Below are 18334 nucleotides of genomic sequence, written 5' to 3'. Positions count from 1 at the left end.
TTTGATAGAAACGGGATGAACACGATGCACACCATAGTAAATGATTAGCCTGACATGATATTAAACAGTAATGTTTATGTGGATTTGCTATTTTGTCTGAGTGTAAACAGAGTAATTTCAGGCCGGCAGGTAATTCGTATTGGTAGGATACTGAAACCAATTCCTCGGTTCACGTAAAGATGGTTTCCTGATTGTCCATACCCATCGATCCAGCCATCAGTATGAACCTCATCCTGCTTGACAAAAGTCAACCAAGACCATTCAGGAGTGAATGGCAGACGAATTTGCCCTCCGTGGGTGTGTCCTGCTACAGCCACAGGTGCAGTGTTGGAAGGAAATTCGACAAAGGACTCAGGATGGTGCATCATGACAAATCTGGGCGCTGCATCTGGTAATTGTTGCAGGGCTACTTGGGGTTTATCTTGATCAGCCCAATCTGAGCCAATACCTATCAAGTATAAAACCGCTTGCTCATCTAGCTTGGTGGATGATGCCAATGGCACAGCTTCATTTTGTAACATTTGCACGCCCACAGTTTCCAAAGATTCAGCCAGCTTAGTAGCTTGTGCTATGTCCGGGGAACCGTTCTTAGATTTCATGCCATAGTCATGATTACCTAAAACAGCATATGTAGGAATACCAGCAGCAGTTAATGGACGAACCAACTCAATTGCTTGATTAATTTCAGCACTGGGATCTTCGCCTGCATTATAGATAAAGTCGCCAATAATCAAGACCGCACTGGGGCGTTCTTTAACTAATTGCGTGACAATTCTGCGGATGGTAGGAGTGTTTGCCAACCACATTCCCACCTGCCAATCACCAATTACTGCAATTCGTTGCCCTTGCCAAGCAGCAGGAAGACCGGGGATTATAGCCACTTGCGGCTCTATATCAATAATATAAGGTTCGATTAAGCCGTAAATTACAAGTCCGGCAATTAATCCTAACAACCCCAATAAAAAGTATTTGATTTTATTCATAGTTAAATACAGTTGTTAAAAATGCTTCCTCAAAAGCCTGAGCCTATTTTACTAACCTAGATTATTGCCAAGGTTACTGTCGTTAGGTGATAAGCTATTATGCTTTGTTGCAGTTGCAATTCCCAAAGGCTCTTTTAAGCTGCTCATCTAGCTTTAAGAGAGTCCATTACCAAATCGATTATTGGATTATGAATTCCAATTAATTCAGTTTTAAAACTTAAGATTGGATGTTATTTGGTAATGGTAGTGGTTCAGGTTTTACTGTAAATACTAAGTTTTGTGTGTTGCGTAGTACTTGGATTTGCAAGTTATTATTTAAGCCATTTTTTTCAAGAATCTGCTGAACATCTTCAGATGTGGTAACGGGTTGATTGTTAATTCTGAGAATAACATCTCCTGGCCGCAATCCAATTCTGGCAGCAGGAGAATTAGGGACAACGCGAACAACAAGAATCCCTTGGTCTGCGATAATGCGGACGTTACTGTTGGGATAATTATTGATTCTTTGCTTCACTTGGGGTGTTAGTGTCACCATCTGAAGACCTAAGTAAGGATATTCTACTTTGCCTTGGGTAATTAATTGCTGGGCAATTCGTTGAGCTGTATCTATAGGGATGGCAAAACCAATACCTTGAGCACCCTGAATAATTGCAGTGTTAACGCCTATGACTTGACCGCGAGCATTTAAGAGTGGCCCGCCTGAATTTCCGGGGTTAATTGCTGCGTCGGTTTGAATATAACTACTAGGTCTGGTAGAAAGATTTAAAGAACGGTTAATCGCACTAATAACACCTACTGTTACCGTTTGTTGTAAACCTAAAGGATTACCGATCGCAACTGCCCATTGTCCTGGTTTTACAGAGTCAGGATTTGCGATTTCTACTGCTGGTAAGTTATTACCAGGAATTTGCACAACTGCAACATCGCTCACCGTATCTTGTCCTAGCACTTTGCCCTCAACAGTACGACCGTCAGAAAATGATACCGTCACCGTATCTGCATTGTTAACAACGTGAGCATTGGTGAGAATTCGCCCATTGGGATCGATGATAAAACCAGAGCCTACACCGCGCACTACTCGTTCTTGAGGCTGTGTTGGTACAGTGTCACCAAAAAAGCGCCGAAAGAATGGGTCATTTAATGTATCAGGTAACTGTGGTACTGCGCTTCTGATAGTTCGGGAAGTATTAATTTGAACTACAGCTGGTTCTACTTTTTCGACAACTTCAACCACAAAATTGTTGTCCTCAGCAGTTGGTGTTAGAGGGCGCGAACTTTGATTCTGTGTCTCCTTAACTATAGGAGAAGTAACAATTTGAGGACGAACTTTTCCAGAAAAATCTGTTGAACAGCTACTCAAAAAACCTGTAGTTATGCCAATAAAAGGTAGCAGCACATGAGTTTTTAGCTTCCAACTCATAAACTTATTTTTTGATGTTTTCATAGTGTTTTATCAAGTATCAAATATTGTTTAATTTAAATGTATGTCTCACTTTGTGAATTGGTTGTATTTGTATTTCGGCTTGTCCATTTTTGTAATGCCCAAAGACTAATTAAAGCTGCTAATCCAGCGCCGAGAGTATCCATAACTAAATCGATAATGGTATCATCTAAGCTTTCAATTACTTGAGTACTGAGAATTTTACCAGCAGACCATTCTATGACTTCCCACAAAGCGCCAATAGCAATCCCAAAACTAGTAATTGTTACTAAATACAAAAGTGTATGATTCCGAAATATATTCAACATTGAACCATAGACTAAAAAACTAAGTGCTAAGGTAATTGCAGAAGTCGTATAAGCATGAACAATTTCGTCATAGGGGCCTGGCATACCAAATAAATTCCATACCCAACCAGTAGCATTGAGCAATGCAGCCAACACAAACAAAAAATCAAATAAAGTGGGTAATTTATCATCTCGGATGACAAATATAAAGGATATAACAAGGAAGACTGCAAGACCCAAGGCATTTGACCATTTACCTTGAACTGCTGCGGCTATGACAAAAATTGTTAGTAGAGCCTGTCCTATCCATGCGATAATTCGATAACCTTTCCAATTCAGAATTTTCATAATTATTACCTCAAAAATGTTAATTTAAAATGCAATTTTTATACTTAATCCCAATCTTTATTAGTGTCATCATTATTTAAATTTTTAATGACCTGATAATAACTCTCTTCTACATCTTTGTAGTCTTGTTCTTGTGAGAGTCCCTCACGGCTATCTTGTAAAATCATGTCAGCATGATGGCGCAGGCTTGCTTGATATTTAGAATTGTTGGTGTAAGTAGCAACTACAGCTATAGCTTCTAACAAACGAATAGTTACTCCTGCATCCGACTTTCCATACTGGCGAATTTGGTTAAAAGCACGATCAATCAATCCTTGAAAATCGACTCCTTCGGCAATGAAGCGCAATTTGTTATTTTTATCGTAGCGATAGGGCGAAGGGAAATCTCTTTGAACTAAGTGGCACAGTCCGGCGCTAATTCGGTCAATACAGCGAATTGCAGTAAATGGATCATTTATTCCAGGGGAAATGGCACGCAGAGCAATTTCTACTAATTGATCAATTGGAAACTCTATATCCTGTTGTTCTGTACGTTCTTTGCCCAAAATAAAAGCATCATTGATTTGTTTGGTAAGTTTTTTATTTACTTTTTTTCCAGGAAAAACCAAGGCTAAATCGCTACCTTGAATTAGAAATTTTCCCGGTCTAACCTGAAGGCGTATTAGCAAATTATGTTTACAAGCAATTTCCATCAATTCCCCATTATCAATTGCTTGTAAATAACCAGTGCCATTAGCTCGAATCGGTAAAGCTTCTTTCTCAAAGGACATGGGAATTTCTTCAATTCCTTGTCTATGTTCTGGTTCACCATGCCCAATTCTTTCTGGAAATAGCCGCTTAATTGCTGAATGTAAATCCTCACTAACATTTTGGATTACGTGAGATGCCTGAATTATGGTTGAAGCATGATGGATAAAATAAATTAATACACCAATGCTAATAATCGCGAGTAAAGTGCCGACTGTAACTGAAAGTTGTGGCACATACTGTTCGTATCCATCTCCTTCTCCACGAATTGTCCGCAGTACGAACAAGCAGTAGATGAACGTACCAATAAACGTGCCTAATACAATTTGATTACCTGTATCCTGCATAAAATTACGCAGAAGTCGCGGCCCGAAATTGGAAGCAGCCAACTGAAGCGCCACAATTGTAATTGAAAAGGCTGTAGCAGCAACGCTAATCATCGAACCTGCAACCGATCCTAACAGCGATCGCGCCCCATCTGCTCCACCTGTATAAATCCACCAATAATCAATGTCTACCTTGCCTGTACGGTCAAGATTAAGCATTGTGAAAGCTAAAGCAGTAGCTACTACCGCCATAACCGCCGGTATGAACCAGTAACTTGAGTGGAGCTGATCCCACAGTTTGCTTACCTTGACATTTATCATTGTTGGTTGGTTTGAGAATCTATTTTGCCGTTATTATCTTCTGAGGAGCGTGCTTGAGCAAGTAACCTGAGTGAATCGCTGATGCGGCGAGGCTTTGGTACTTCACCTTTACCAGCTGGCCAACCTTCACGCTGACGAGAGCGGTTTCCATCTGTCTCTTCTGTCTGGTCGTGGAACAGAATTTGTTGAGTTGGGAAGGGCAAATCAATGCCGTTTGCAACCAGCTTTTTCTTGATTGCAATAATCACTTTATCCCGCGAAATAAGATTATCTGCCCGTCGTGGTGGATGAACCCACCAGCGTACCCGGATGTTGACAGTGCTTTCGGCTAGTTCCATTGCTAGTACATCAGGAGCCGGGTCTTTTAAAACCTCATCTACACTAAGCATTGCGTCTAGCATTAACTGTTTGGCACGATCAATGTCGTCGTTGTAGCCAATGCCGACATCGTACTCTAATCGCCGATTATCAAATGCAGTGTTTACAGTTACTGAATTAGTAAATAATTCTGAGTTGGGAATGACAATCCGCCGACCGTCATAAGTTCTAATTGTTGTTGCGCGTGTCTCAATATTTTCGACCGTTCCTTCAAAGCCTTTAAAAACAATTTGGTCATCAATTTGAAAAGGTTCAGTCAGCAGAATTAAAATTCCAGCTAAGAAATTTTGTAAAATATCGCGGAAAGCAAAACCAATTGCTACACCACTAATTCCCAAAAGTTGTACCAAATCACCGGCTCTAAATGTAGGAATCACAATGGAAAGGGCGATAAATAACCCAATCAAAATGGTTAACCCTTGCGCTAACCTTCCTAGTACTAGTCCTAGATTTCGGGCAGAACGACGATTGCGAGTTAACCGCTTGACCACTACTTTAATTCTGCTGGCAACAAATAAAAAGAAGATGAAGACAATTAACCCTAATACAATGTTCGGTAGCAAAGCTATGAAACCATTTATCATACTTTGAACCTTATCCCAAGCTGTCGAGATTTCTGCATTCATGAAGTTTCCTCATTAAGTAATTTTTGCTAACATCAACGCTCAGAATTTTGATGCAATAATTCTTGAATTTCCCCGCGCAATGCTGCGATTTCACTCTGAAGCATTTGAATCGATTTCGCTCCAGCTAACTCTGCTTCGTCATCATCGGCATCACGGCCAATAAAAAACGTCGCCAGAGTTGCAGTGACATAACCAAACACGGCAAACGCATATAACGCTAAGAAAAAACAAAGCACCCGACCTTCGGGCGTTTTGGGCAAATAGTCAGAACCCATCGTTGTCATTAGCATTGCTGTCCACCATAAAGCAGTGCCGTAGTTGTGCAGCCCTGATTCCACTGGAACTTCGTTTTCAAAGGCATACATTCCTGCTGCTCCTATTAAAGTAACAATCATTGTTAATGCCACAACATAACCAAATCCTCTACGGCTAATACTTGCTGCTAAAACCCGCATTCCTCGGTTAGCACGAGTCATAACTCGCAACAACTGTAAACCTCGCACAGCCCGCGCTGTTCGTAGTACGCGGATGACTCGGATAATCCGAAAAGTACGCAATGCTGGCAACACTAAAGAAATAGCTGTTAGCCAGTTGCTTTTGATATAGGAAAGTTTATGAGGAGCGATCGCTAGTTTAAGTAAAAAATCTAATATAAAAATAATCCAAATGGTGATGCTAAAGGCTTCCAGTAAAGAGTTTAATCCCCAGATGATCTCGATGATGAATAGTGCTAGCCATACAAAGCCCAGCACCAGCATTGGAATTTCTAGCCAATCTTCCAACTGGTGCAAGACTTCATTACGTTCTCTTTCTAGGGCTTGTTTTTCTGAAAGCTTTGGACTACTCATGAGATTAATTCGTAATTCGTAATTCGTAATTTTAGAGAATTGTCCTTATTGTTTACTAGCAGGGGTTTCTAGCACGTTGACATCAACTAGAGGTGTTACATTTAAGTCCTGTTTTAATAATTGGGTTTGAATTGATTGGGTGAGGCGTGAGCGTATTTCTTCATTAGACGCTGTGACTCCCGGTTGACGCTGCACATAAACAACAGATAGTAGGGTATCCTGCCCTTCAATATTGGATCGTGTAAAGCGGACATTCGACTCGACTAATTTTGCTAAACCAACTTGCTCCACAGTTTTCTGAACTTGGGCGTTGGCACGTTGGGTAAGGCTAGAGCGTTGTAAATTGGGAGAATTAGAGAACTGCCAAGTTAGCAAACCTGCCAATGCGATGACAGTGATCGCTAAGGCAGAAAAGAATACCCGTTTTTTACCACGCTGATAGCGAGTTCCTTGAGCAGACAACCCGAACACTCGGAACAAGAGGGATGCTGAAAAATTAATGCCGCATAGTTGCAAAAACAGTAAGAACAGCCCCGAAATTGCCATGTCCCACCTACCGACTGCACTAGCCATACCGACAATTCCCGCAGGTGGAGCTAAGGAAGCGGCGACTAACATTCCGGTTGCTGCCCCAGAGACTAAACTACTGCGTTCTGATTGAACCAAGTTGAGCGCCCCTGCTGCTCCGGCTGCCAATGGTAAAATCACTGCCACTGCTGAAACCTGGCTGCTATCTACCATTAAACTGGTGGGAATTTCTTGCCGCAATATTAGGCTAAGTAGAAAAGTAGTAGCAATTGTGACTGCTAAAGCGGAAAAATATCGTAAAATACTCCGTCCTAAGAGTTTGCGATCGCCCCATGCAGTTGCGATCGCTGTATTCATGGCCGGGCCTGCAAACGGTGCTATCAGCATTGCCGCCACCAGCAAGTAAGCTGTATTAGTATACAAGCCAATCCAGACTACAAAACCTGCCAGTGCTGCATAACCAAGAAAGCCTCGCCAAGAGCCAACACTTTGCAAACCAGAAAGAAAAATCTCAATCGGACTGCGTTCTTCCACATCTACAACTTGTTGCGGCGCTTCCGATGCAGGGGGTTGCAGAGTCATCACACCAGTTGGTATGAGCGTGATTTGTACTTTGGGCAAGTCTTGCAACTTGTCCAGAACTTTGCCAACTTCTCCATTAGAAAGGTGAACAATCACCACATCAATCGGTTCTTCTGCATTTCCTTCAAATCGAGCCAGATTTGTGCCGTTATGAGATTTGGCAATATCGATAACAGCTTTTCCATTTCCCCGTGGCACTTGAATAATGAGTTGACGCATTCTACCCTCCTACCGCTAACCATCTTGTTTTTTCAGACAAAAACTCTACTACCCAAAGAAAGATTTTTTTAAAGATGTACCTCATATTCAATTAACACTTGATTTTTGCCCGTAAAATTGGTACATAATAAAATAACTGATAGATAAGGTAGCAAAAAAGGTTATCTAAGGAAAATTTCATTAATTTATCGTTTGAGACTTAGATTAAATCTAAATAGTGGAAAAGCCGTGGAGAACTCCGCTATATTTTTCTTCTCAAAAGCAAGCTTTATATTTTATTACTTAGCTTCATAGCAGTCCTAAATCATTCGTGAAAATTATATCTCCCTTTCTTGCTTTGCGTCCTTTGCGTCCTTGGCGGTTCGTTTCCTAATTTATATTTTTCACCACTAAAATAAGATTGCTATAAAATTGTTCCACTAACATAAGTCGTCACTAAAACATTGACGTTTTTGATATTTTCATTGTTGCGTTATCTATATCTAAAGTAATAAGCACAGTCAATCTTTAGTAGTATTTCAAGCTGTGGAAGAAATTTCTCCACTAAATTTCCACTATTTTTTAATAACTATTGAAGTATTAGAAATAATGAATAATCGAAGAAATCGGGGGCATGGATTATGACACAGTTAACTAAGTTAGTTTCAGCAGGTGTATCTTTACTAACTTTAAATTTAATAGTAGTTGCAGCTGGAGCGTTAGAAACATCTGCTCAATCTTCCCCTACAACTACCTTTAGTGATGTTCAACCTAATTACTGGGCACAGCCATTTATTCGAGGTTTGGCTGCAAGAAATATTGTAACTGGATATCCTGATGGTACATTTCGACCAGAACAACCAGTAGATCGAGATGAGTTTGCAGCAATTATTCGTAAAGCTTTTGATCAACCACCAATTCGCCAGATACAAAGTGGTGCTGTATATAAAGATATTCCTACAAACTATTGGGCTAGTCGTCCCATCGAAGAAGCATATCAACAAGGATTTATGGCAGGTTATCCTGGTGGATACTTTCGTCCCAATCAATCGGTTTCTAAGGTTGAGGCTATAGTTGCTTTAAACAAGGGATTGAATCTAACTACTGGTACGTCAGCAGTTACTGTACCCACAGTCACGCAGAGAGTAGTTCCTCAAAAAACCGCACAAAAACCTGTAAAAAGGCGTGTTTTAATGCCGCTTGCATTTACTACTTTGATGCAACCTTTATTAATACCAAAAGCTCAAGCTGCATCTCCTTCAACAACTGATAGGCAGGCTGCCCGTCCTGCGTCGTTTCTTATTACTAACACTTACGCAGATGCCAATAATATTCCGCAATATGCAGTTGGAGATGTAGCAACAGCAACCAGAAAAAATATAGTGGTGAATTATCCAAATACTAAAGTTCTTAATCCAAGTCAACCTGCAACTAGAGGAGAGATTACAGCTTTAGTTTATCAAACCTTAGTTGCCCAAGGAAAAATAGAACCAATTGCTATTAATTCACCTGCTTATCAGTATATTGTTCGGACTAAACCAGGGACTTGATGCTCAAACGGGCTATCAGACAAGATTTCAACGCTGGGAATCTGGTTTAATTGCGGCACAACTCACCCAAACCAAACTAGCCAAGTGTAGCTACCAAGCAGCAAACACACTACAGAGTTTGCCTTCTTGCTGCTGCACACCAGCATCAGATTCTATAAAAGCTTTAATTTGAGAACGTTCTGTGATTGGATAAATAAAATCAAAAGAATCATTCATCTATGTAAAAATCTGCTGTAAATTTAAGACAAAATCCGAGAGAACATCTTCACCTGATAAAGTTGATTGATCTTCGTTTCATTGGTCAGCCTGGACGGTTTTACGCGAGTGCGATCGCCACAGTCAATTACATCTGCAAATCTTGGTTGGCACTGATGAAGCGATGCCTTCGGCGAGCTTCGCTAACGCAGTTCCAACTAGGAGGAATTAGTTAAACATGACGTTAATCTGTTAACAGTGACAAATAATTAGTTAATGTAAAAAAAAACGAGCGCGGAGGGATTTGAACCCCCGACCCACAGAACCGGAATCTGTTGCTCTATCCACTGAGCCACGCGCCCTTAGTCTCTCATATTATAGCACGTCTATGATAAAATTTGCAGCCCAGAGAAACTTGGTTCACAGATAATTAGCTGGGTTTACGGGTGTACCATTGTGGCGGACTTCAAAGTGGAGGTGGGGCCCAGTTGATAAACCTGTGGAACCGACAGCAGCGATCGCTTGTCCGCGTTCAACTGCTTGTCCGTCATAAATATACAACTCGCTGGCATGTCCGTACAGGGTTGTCAGCCCATTGCCGTGGTCGATAATTGCTGCTCTGCCATAACCACCATACCACCCAGCAAAAATCACTGTGCCCGAATCGGCTGCCCGAATTGTACTACCATAGCTAGCGGCAAAATCTAACCCGGCGTGAAAGCGACGATAGCCAAGAACGGGGTGCATCCGCCAGCCGAAGGGACTACTTGTAGAAGCATTGCTAGGATATGCCATGACACCAGTTCCGCGAATGATCACACTGGTACGGCTGTTGGTTTTTGTTTGCGCTTCTTCTGTTGCTCTAGCTTCTGCTACTTTTTGTTGAATCAAGACTTCCAGATTTTGAGATTCTCTTTCTAGCTGGTTTTGCGCTGCTTCCAAAGCGAGGCGATCGCTATTGAGGCGTTGAATCAATTCTGATTGGGACTGCGCTTGAGTTTGATAATCGGCTTTTTGTGCTAATAGTTGTTCACGAATCAAGGCAATTTCGTTTTTTTGCTGTTCTACGCCCGTTCTTTGTTGATTTATCAAGTTTGCTTGGGCGTTGAGTTTTACCAAAATTTGTTCGTCTGCCTGATACACTAACTTCAACTGATGACGACGGCTGATAAAATCGCTGATATTTTGACTTTGAAGCAAAACTGCCCATCCCACAGATGCAGGCGATCGCTGGAGATAACGCAATCGTGCTACTGTTGCTACTTGCCGCTCCTGATATGAACGTTCTGCTACAACTAAATCCGTTTCCAATTGCTGGAGGCGTTGAGAAGCTAGTTGTAATCGTGATTCACTCTCTTGAAGATAGCTATCTGTAGTTTGCAGATTTTGCTTTAAACCAGTCAGGTGTTTTTGCGCCTCTTGTTGGAGATTTGTTAAGCGATCGCGATCGTTAACCACACTCTGACGTTGCTGGTTCATTTGTTGCTGTTGTTGTCGCAAATTATCAATAGACCCTGTGGACGTTGCGTGTACTGGAATTAATGAAAAATAAGTCCACAAAATGCAGCACAATGCAATAGATAAACAGCCAAAAATCAGATTTTTCCTGAAAAATCGCGCTCTCATAGCGTGCAGCCCAACCAAAATGATGCTTTCAAACACTATGAGGATTATTCCCAAAATCTGATTCAATCACTCCATTTATCAAATTGATCTGCCAAGTTGTAAGTAACTACGCAAAATTAATTACAGTCATTGCGAGCGTTCGCGGAGCGTCTTGTAGAGAAGCGAAGCAATCCCAGCCCTTGCGATTGCTTCATTTCGCTTCGCTGCATTCGCAATGACATTGTGTAATTAATTATGTTTACCTACTTAACACAAAGATTCTGGCTATGTCAGCATTAATCAACCAGCTGCCAAACATAGTTGCCATAGTTAGACGCTCAAAGAGGGCGCTAGGGCTAAAGTTTTCGTACTATCAGCAAGGAGAGTGCGATCGCAAAGGTTAAACAGTTCTACTTCGGTTTGCGTCCGTCGCATCAGCCGCAAAAAATGACCTTCAGTGTCAACGCTTAGAGCAATGTAGTTGAGGAACATTTTCAGATAGCCTACACGCGATCGCTCTGGCATACTTGCGGCTGTGGGGGTTTGCCATAAACGATCGATATAGTTGCGTACCTCTACTAAAGGAACTGGGGTTATCGGCTCTTTTCGCAAAGCCTGCCGAATTTGACTAAAAATCCAAGGATTCCCGATCGCCCAGCGTCCCACCATCACACCAGCCGCGCCCGTTTGAGAAAGCACCTCAATGGCAGTAGTAGCAGAGTTGATATTGCCATTGGCAAGCACTGGACAATGAACTCGTTTAACGGCTTCAGCGATCAAATCATATTTCACTGCGCCGTGGTACATATCTTTTACTGTGCGACCATGCAAACTCAGCAAATCAATGTTGTAGCGATTAATTAAATCTAAAATTTCGTAAAAGGTATCCGTATTCTCAAAGCCTACGCGCATTTTGACAGTCAAAGGGCGATCGCTCACTGCCTGCCGCAATTCTGCCAAAATCCGCTCCACTTTTTTTGGTAAGAGCAGCAATCCGCCCCCAACATTTTTACGATAGATTCTAGGTGCTGGACAACCCATGTTTAAGTCAACTCCAGCGATATTATAGCGGCAGAGATCAATTGCTGTTCTTACTAAGTCTGGAATACTTTCGCCAATCATTTGAGCAAAAACGGGGCGATTCGTGTCGTTTTCGGTGATTGCTGCTAGGATGCTACGATTGAGCCGTGAAGTATCATTGACGCGGAAATACTCGGTGAAAAAGTAGTCAGGGCTGCCGTAATGGGCAATGACTTTCATAAACCAGAGGTTTGTCACATCCTGCATGGGCGCAAGAGCAGTCAGGGGTAGGTATGGATCGAGCGATCGGGGAAGCGATACCTGAGACGACATGGAGATAACAGCGTTTGGCAAAGCATCACTCTATCAAAAAATTGTTACTAATTCATCATTCATAAGAAAGTCGATGGAAAAGCATTTCAGGCAGGGATTTCCAAGAAATAAACTAACTTTATTAGACCCAGAGAACACCTACAGGGTACATACAAGTCTTTTGAAGTTGCTGCGTAACGTTGGGTGGGTTAATTTTTGCAGGTCGATGCAATAAACGTGCAGGGCGATGCAATAAACGTGCAAGGCGATGCAATAAACGTGCAAGGCGATGCAACAAACGTGCAAGGCGATGCAATAAACGTGCAAGGCGATGCAATAAACGTGCAAGGCGATGCAATAAAGATGCAGGGCGATGCAATAAAGATGCAGGGCGATGCAATAAAGATGCAGGGCGATGCAACAAACGTGCAGGGCGATGCAATAAAGATACAGATCAAGAGACTTGTGTGTACACCGTAGCAGAATACAGAGAGAGGATTTTTGCGTCATTGTCTGAAACCTGCTAAAGTTTCAATTAACCTGAAACTCAGCACGAGCTAAACACCGCGCGATCGCTAACAGAACTTAGAGTTGTTGGCAAAGTCTAATTTATTACTCACCGGGCGACTGGAAGTCGCGGCTACACAGTCAAAACCCACCTCCGTGGGTTAAAACAATTGATTTTTCCTCTTAGTCCACGGAGGTGGACTTAGTTTGTGTAGTAGCGAATTCTATTCGCCTAAAACTTTTCAAAGAACCTCTTAGGGCTGATGCAGAACAGGCAAGAAAAAATTTCGCAAGTAATAGTGACTGCTGGGCAGATGCGCGATATTGAGGAGCGGATCTTTGCAGCAGGAATGCCTGTAGTCGCTTTAATGGAAAAGGTGGCGGGATTAATTGCCCGTCGTATTCAAGAGATCCCCCCAACTCCCCTTAAAAAGCAGGGTTATTTTGCTTCAAACACTTTATTAAAAACGGGAAAATCTCGTGTCGGAATTCTTGTCGGCCCTGGCCATAATGGCGGAGATGCTTTAGTAGTAGCCCGTGAATTACGCTTTCGCGGATATGAAGTTTGGATTTATGCTCCTTTTTCTAAGTTTAAGGAGTTAACTTCGCAGCACTTGCAGTATGCCCAGAGTTTGGGCATTCCCATTTATCAAACAATTGAGCAACTGCCAGATTCTGATTTATTGATTGATGGCTTGTTTGGGTTTGGTTTAGAAAGAAACCTGACTGATCCCATTGCCTCTGCAATTAATCAGCTAAATGAATTGCCTGTGCCGATTTATAGTATCGATTTACCTTCAGGTTTACACACCGATACTGGCATTGTATTAGGAACAGCCATTCGTGCTAGTCACACTTTTTGCTTAGGTTTATGGAAACTAGCTTTCTTTCAAGATCAGGCGCTGGAATATCTTGGCAAAGCTGAGTTAATCGATTTTGATATTCCTTTAGCTGATGTAGAAGCTGTTCTCAAGGATGCGCCCAAGATTAAACGCATTACACCAGCAACGGCAATTGCTACTTTACCCTTACCTCGCCCATCAGTTACCCACAAATATAAGGAAGGGCATTTACTGCTGATTTGCGGTTCGCGGCGCTATGCAGGTGGAGCAATTTTAACTGGTTTGGGTGCTAGGGCTAGCGGTGTAGGGATGCTTTCGATTGCCGTACCCGAATCGCTAAAATCTCTTTTGGTGTCACACTTACCGGAAGCGCTAATTGTCGGCTGTCCAGAAACGGAAACTGGAGCCATCGCCCACTTGCAATTACCAGAAAACACTGATTTAAGTTCTTTTAATGCGATCGCTTGTGGCCCTGGTTTAACACGAGATGCGACTCCCATTGTCCAAGAAGTCATAGAAAGCGAACGCCCTTTGATTCTTGATGCCGATGGTTTAAATATCTTGGCACAAATGGGAGCGATCGCCACGTTAAAAAAACGTCAAGCTATAACCGTACTCACACCCCACGCTGGCGAATTCCAGCGATTGTTTCCTGATGTCGCTGATGCCAAAGATGACAGGATCAAAGCAGTACAGGAAGCAGCCGTACAAAGCGGGGCTGTAGTCTTATTGAAAGGGGCGAGAACTGCGATCGCAAACCCTCAAGGTGCTGTTTGGCTCATTCCTGAAAGTACGCCCGCCTTGGCACGCGGCGGTAGTGGTGACGTATTAACTGGGCTACTGGGTGGATTGTTGGCGCAAGCAGGAACTAAACAGATTCCTGTAGAAGATATTGTGGCAACTGCCTCTTGGTGGCATTCCCAAGCCGGGATAATAGCCGCCCAAGAGCGTACTGAATTGGGTGTAGATGCGTTTACGTTGACACAATATTTGATGAAAGCTCTAAGTAATTGACAATAGGGAACTGTGCGGTAAAGGTGCGATCGCTCTTTGTAGAGGCGGCGATTTATCGCGTCTCTTTGGTGTCACAAAACATCATGTGTGTGGCATAGCCCATCATCCTCCTAGAAAAATAGCCGCGCAATAAATTATTTACTGTTCGCTCAAATTAACGTTGTTAAGTTACTCAGCAGGTGTAGTTCTCACCTCCAGGCTGTGTTAGCGAAACAGGAGTATAGATACGTTGCAAAAGCTTTCTTCAGAATCTCCTCTATTTATTGTGTTAATTCTTATCAGCTTTTTAGTAGTTACTGTGTCAACTTGGTTGTCATCTAAACCATTTGTTTTAAAACCATTTGGGGTTAATGATATTATCCAATTACTCACATTATTATTATTAATTTCTTTATTGCTAGAGCGCTCTTTAGAAGTTTTTATAACTACTTGGCGAAGCTCATTTGTCGAACAATTAGATATTAAGATTCAGCAAGAAAAGGCTCTACTGTCTGAAAAAATAAGACTTATGGAAGTTCAACAGCAGCAATTCCCTTCTTTAGAATCAACTCAAATTAGCGGACTACCGCCGGAAGGAATGAGCTTAGAACAGCAAATAATCCAAAATTTCACACAAAACCAACAAGAATCATTAAAAATATTTCAGCCCCAAATAGATGCTTTAAATCAAAAAGAGCGCCAAAAAGCAGCTTATAAGTCTGATACACGAATAATTGCTCTATGGACATCACTTTTATTTGGTCTTTTAATGAGCGCAATCGGTATTCGCTCAATTGAGCCACTTGTAATTGTTGATTTCGATAATTCGATTCAAATAATTATTTTTCGTTGTTTAGATGCATTGCTAACAGGAGGTTTAATTGCAGGAGGTAGCGAAGGAATCCATAAGCTTATCAAAGTTTTTATTGACTTTATGGAAGCTACATCTAGACAAATTAAGAGTTAAAAGTTATGGTAGCTTATTTTGATTGGTGAATTGATTTACGTAGATCAACAAAATAAAAGGTTTTTGGATAAAAATATGAGTTAGACATCTATTCTAAATAAATATTTTTATCATTCCATATATAATTTTCAATATCTACAAAACTTTTATTTAAATTACCTAATAAATCTAACTCAGATAAAACCTTAACTCCTTCAGCTTCTAACTTATTTTTTTGTTGGTTCACATAAGTTATCAGATAACCTTTAGAGTCTAATATTCTATGTACCGGATAGTCAGCAGCCGAGGTTTTTTTTAGGTATGTAGGAATAGCTCTTAGATAACTATTATCAACACCTATACCTTTAACTATCTGTTTATATGTAACTACTTTCCCACTAGGGATTTTGATGATAAAATTTAGGAATCGCTCATAAGGATTTTCAGATAATGCTAGGAATTTATCAGCTTGAACTTGAAAGTTACTACCAACCTGAATTTTACCTGATTTAATAATTACACCTAAGATTCCTCTTTTACCTTGGATGCTTTTTAATGATTGCACTAAGTGGGCTATTCGTTTACAAGGTTCGCAGTGAAAAGTTAGACGAATTGCTGCACCACCTTCAAATCTTAGCAGAGAGCCAGGAATAAAATTATCAAATTCTATACCTGCAACCACAATATTTTCTCGCAATTCTCCTGGTTGAATTGATAAGTCTAAAATATCTTCATACCTAACAATTAAAACTTGTCTAGGACTTATGGAATCGGCATTAATATCTTCTTCTATACCATAACCTACCTTTAAATTTAATGTGTTAAGCTCTACCATCGCAGAACGTGGTTTTACTTTTGTGAAAAGATGCGTTACTGAGAGAGCCATATTAATCCATCGACACGAATAATTTCAAACTGAGGAGATAAAGTTAGTTAAATCATTGGATTTACTAAGAATGAATAAACTACCATCTCCTCCACGTCCAATTCTTAAGGTTTCATCTAAGTAAGTAATGTCTAGTGTGGCAGTTCTGCCATTAGGATTATTAGCTGGGACAATCTTAAATGGGTTGAGTTGGGGAGTATTAATGCCAAAAACTTTCTCAATTGATAAGTAGCGTTTGTCAAAATAAACGTTGATGCGTTTGTTCGGTGGAGGTTCTAAATCTTCTTTGGCTGGCTCAAAGCTAGCTGTTACTTTGACATATCCCGATACTAACCCCAGAGGATGTTTAACTTTAGCTAGATTGAAAAACAATTTATTTGCAACATCGATCACTTGATAAACTTTACCCAGCTTTAATCCCAACGGGAGAGAAACTAAAGAACGGATTTCTCTGGCAGTGGAATATTGCAGTTGCCAAGCTCCCTCTAACAAAAAAGTAGCGTTAAGAAGAGGATATAGGTTAGGATTTACGCTCTCTAGTTCCGTCGTCAATTGTTCAATTTCTTCGGCTAAGGTTTTGTCTAGCTGCAAATCGGTAACGGGAGAACCATCGCTGTTAGCTTGAATCTTCTCAAGCTTGGCTTGTAATTTTTCTTTAATTAAAAGTTGATTGTTCAATATTTGAAAATTTTATTTGTTGTTAGTAATGTATCAAATAATCCCCTTAGAAAAGGGAAATTTGAATTATCTAGATGAGATTAGTCAATTTTGGATTTTGGATGCAATCGTCAAACCCTTAATTGAGTTACCGCGATATTACCAGAAAAACATACATCCACATCGCTGCCAAGAGTGCGATCGCGTTTGCTATATTCGCCTACATAATAAAAATTATCGCCTTCAACTCGATAGTTCACGGGTAAAGGTTTGTTACAGGCTTGGCAAAACACCAATTCCGGTTCAGGTTCTCCTGGTTGCAGATGCGGTAGGTTTACATTCCAAAAGCTTCCCGGTTCTAAGGAACGCTTGAGTAAGTCTGCTAAAACTTCAACTGTTAATTTGGCGGCCAGATCCCAATCAAAATTTTGCTTGGCTTTGCGATAGTGAGAAATGGCAATTCCGGGAATACCGTGCATTGCGGCTTCGCGCACAGCAGCCACTGTACCAGAAATGTAGGCATCGACTCCCAAGTTTCCCCCAGCATTGATACCTGAAAGCACAAATTTGACATCTGCGTTAATTTGTGATAAAGCAATTCTTATACAATCGGCGGGAGTGCCTGCGATCGCATATTCAGTTTCAGAACGTCGCTGGAGATTGATGGCGCGAGTGGTAGTAACTTGATGTCCACAACCAGACTGATGATCGGCAGGAGCAGCGATAATAAAATTTTTGCCGTTTACAGCTTTGATTAGAGCTTTTATACCAGGGGCATCAATGCCGTCGTCGTTAGTTAGAATTATAGTCATGTATATTATCTTGATATATATTTAGCTAAAATAGCTAAAATATCTATCACGAAAATGCAGGTATCACCGATTCATGGGTACAGCATGAAAAGCTACTTGCAGATATGAAAACTTATGCTTGATTCTGCCAAAAATATTGATTAGTACGATATCATTTCAAGATGGTTTGCAAATTCCGCCCTAAGTATTTGGGTTAATTCCCAAAATGGGCGGTATTTCTTGTCAATTTAATGCTTGCAACCGCTCTCAGAACAAGTTTGTGCAATCAAAAAATCCCGTAAAATGTATAGTTGCTGACAGGAGCAGAAATTTCATACTGGAGAAAACCGGGAATGAGGTGATTTTTGCAGTGGTTCTGTAGTATTTTTGGTGCAAGTCTGCCTTAAGGATCACAAG

At 41.1% G+C, this 18334-nt stretch carries 18 protein-coding genes and 1 tRNA gene; 5 read left to right on the top strand and 14 right to left on the bottom strand.

The genetic code is table 11. From position 1 onward, the window contains the following. Positions 1–74: 74 nt before the first annotated feature. From VB732_RS14695 to VB732_RS14665, 7 genes are all read right to left on the bottom strand, one after another. Entirely contained in the window at positions 75–983 is a 909-nt protein-coding gene (locus tag VB732_RS14695; RefSeq protein WP_323231602.1) for a metallophosphoesterase, read from the bottom strand. Between the two features lie 217 nt (positions 984–1200). Next, positions 1201–2403, bottom strand: coding sequence for an HhoA/HhoB/HtrA family serine endopeptidase (locus VB732_RS14690; protein ID WP_323231601.1), 1203 nt, complete (start codon positions 2401–2403; stop codon positions 1201–1203). 56 nt (positions 2404–2459) lie between these two features. Beyond that, on the bottom strand, positions 2460–3059 hold the full coding sequence (locus tag VB732_RS14685; protein WP_323231600.1) for a hypothetical protein: 600 nt from the start codon (positions 3057–3059) through the stop codon (positions 2460–2462). Between the two features lie 44 nt (positions 3060–3103). Then, the gene (locus VB732_RS14680; RefSeq protein WP_323231599.1) at positions 3104–4453 is read right to left on the bottom strand and encodes a DUF2254 domain-containing protein; all 1350 of its coding nucleotides are present in this window, start codon (positions 4451–4453) and stop codon (positions 3104–3106) included. Further along, on the bottom strand, positions 4450–5457 hold the full coding sequence (locus VB732_RS14675; protein ID WP_323231598.1) for a mechanosensitive ion channel family protein: 1008 nt from the start codon (positions 5455–5457) through the stop codon (positions 4450–4452). Before VB732_RS14675 ends, VB732_RS14680 begins: the two co-directional genes overlap by 4 nt. 32 nt (positions 5458–5489) lie before the next feature. Beyond that, positions 5490–6305 (bottom strand): ion transporter, encoded by an 816-nt coding sequence (locus tag VB732_RS14670; RefSeq protein ID WP_323231597.1) that lies wholly within the window; start codon positions 6303–6305, stop codon positions 5490–5492. Positions 6306–6350: 45 nt separating this feature from the next. Beyond that, entirely contained in the window at positions 6351–7634 is a 1284-nt protein-coding gene (locus tag VB732_RS14665; protein ID WP_323231596.1) for a DUF389 domain-containing protein, read from the bottom strand. A gap of 620 nt (positions 7635–8254) precedes the next feature. Between VB732_RS14665 and VB732_RS14660 the strand changes: the two genes are divergently transcribed. Further along, on the top strand, positions 8255–9163 hold the full coding sequence (locus VB732_RS14660) for an S-layer homology domain-containing protein (protein WP_323231595.1): 909 nt from the start codon (positions 8255–8257) through the stop codon (positions 9161–9163). Between the two features lie 90 nt (positions 9164–9253). On the opposite strand, the gene VB732_RS14655 is transcribed toward VB732_RS14660, so the two are convergent. Beyond that, on the bottom strand, positions 9254–9379 hold the full coding sequence (locus tag VB732_RS14655; protein WP_323231594.1) for a hypothetical protein: 126 nt from the start codon (positions 9377–9379) through the stop codon (positions 9254–9256). Between the two features lie 62 nt (positions 9380–9441). On the opposite strand from VB732_RS14655, the gene VB732_RS14650 reads away from it, so the two are divergent. Further along, the gene (locus VB732_RS14650) at positions 9442–9594 is read left to right on the top strand and encodes a hypothetical protein (RefSeq protein ID WP_323231593.1); all 153 of its coding nucleotides are present in this window, start codon (positions 9442–9444) and stop codon (positions 9592–9594) included. Positions 9595–9647: 53 nt separating this feature from the next. Here VB732_RS14650 and VB732_RS14645 read toward each other — a convergent pair. The 3 genes from VB732_RS14645 to VB732_RS14635 all read right to left on the bottom strand — a co-directional run bounded on the left by VB732_RS14645 (position 9648) and on the right by VB732_RS14635 (position 12316). Further along, positions 9648–9720 (bottom strand) — tRNA-Arg (locus VB732_RS14645). A 58-nt stretch (positions 9721–9778) separates the two neighbouring features. Continuing rightward, positions 9779–10984 (bottom strand): murein hydrolase activator EnvC family protein, encoded by a 1206-nt coding sequence (locus VB732_RS14640; protein WP_323231592.1) that lies wholly within the window; start codon positions 10982–10984, stop codon positions 9779–9781. A 309-nt stretch (positions 10985–11293) separates the two neighbouring features. Then, complete coding sequence (locus tag VB732_RS14635; RefSeq protein ID WP_323231644.1) at positions 11294–12316, bottom strand: tRNA-dihydrouridine synthase family protein; 1023 nt, start codon at positions 12314–12316, stop codon at positions 11294–11296. Between the two features lie 195 nt (positions 12317–12511). Between VB732_RS14635 and VB732_RS14630 the strand changes: the two genes are divergently transcribed. From VB732_RS14630 to VB732_RS14620, 3 genes are all read left to right on the top strand, one after another. Beyond that, positions 12512–12775, top strand: a complete 264-nt coding sequence (locus tag VB732_RS14630) for a hypothetical protein (protein ID WP_323231591.1) — start codon at positions 12512–12514, stop codon at positions 12773–12775. 290 nt (positions 12776–13065) lie between these two features. Next, positions 13066–14658, top strand: coding sequence for an NAD(P)H-hydrate dehydratase (locus tag VB732_RS14625; RefSeq protein WP_323231590.1), 1593 nt, complete (start codon positions 13066–13068; stop codon positions 14656–14658). 229 nt (positions 14659–14887) lie between these two features. Further along, complete coding sequence (locus VB732_RS14620) at positions 14888–15604, top strand: hypothetical protein (RefSeq protein WP_323231589.1); 717 nt, start codon at positions 14888–14890, stop codon at positions 15602–15604. A gap of 88 nt (positions 15605–15692) precedes the next feature. On the opposite strand, the gene VB732_RS14615 is transcribed toward VB732_RS14620, so the two are convergent. The 3 genes from VB732_RS14615 to surE all read right to left on the bottom strand — a co-directional run bounded on the left by VB732_RS14615 (position 15693) and on the right by surE (position 17938). Continuing rightward, on the bottom strand, positions 15693–16469 hold the full coding sequence (locus VB732_RS14615; protein ID WP_323231588.1) for an MGMT family protein: 777 nt from the start codon (positions 16467–16469) through the stop codon (positions 15693–15695). 24 nt (positions 16470–16493) lie between these two features. Beyond that, positions 16494–17147 (bottom strand): PAP/fibrillin family protein, encoded by a 654-nt coding sequence (locus tag VB732_RS14610; RefSeq protein WP_323231587.1) that lies wholly within the window; start codon positions 17145–17147, stop codon positions 16494–16496. A 110-nt stretch (positions 17148–17257) separates the two neighbouring features. Beyond that, positions 17258–17938 carry a 5'/3'-nucleotidase SurE gene (gene surE / locus VB732_RS14605; protein WP_323231586.1) on the bottom strand — a complete coding sequence of 227 codons (681 nt, stop codon included), beginning with the start codon at positions 17936–17938 and terminating at the stop codon, positions 17258–17260. Positions 17939–18334: the final 396 nt, after the last annotated feature.

The organism is Nostoc sp. UHCC 0252, from assembly GCF_034931145.1.
Taxonomy (GTDB): Bacteria; Cyanobacteriota; Cyanobacteriia; order Cyanobacteriales; family Nostocaceae; genus Nostoc.
This window is presented reverse-complemented; position numbering and strand designations above follow the sequence as displayed.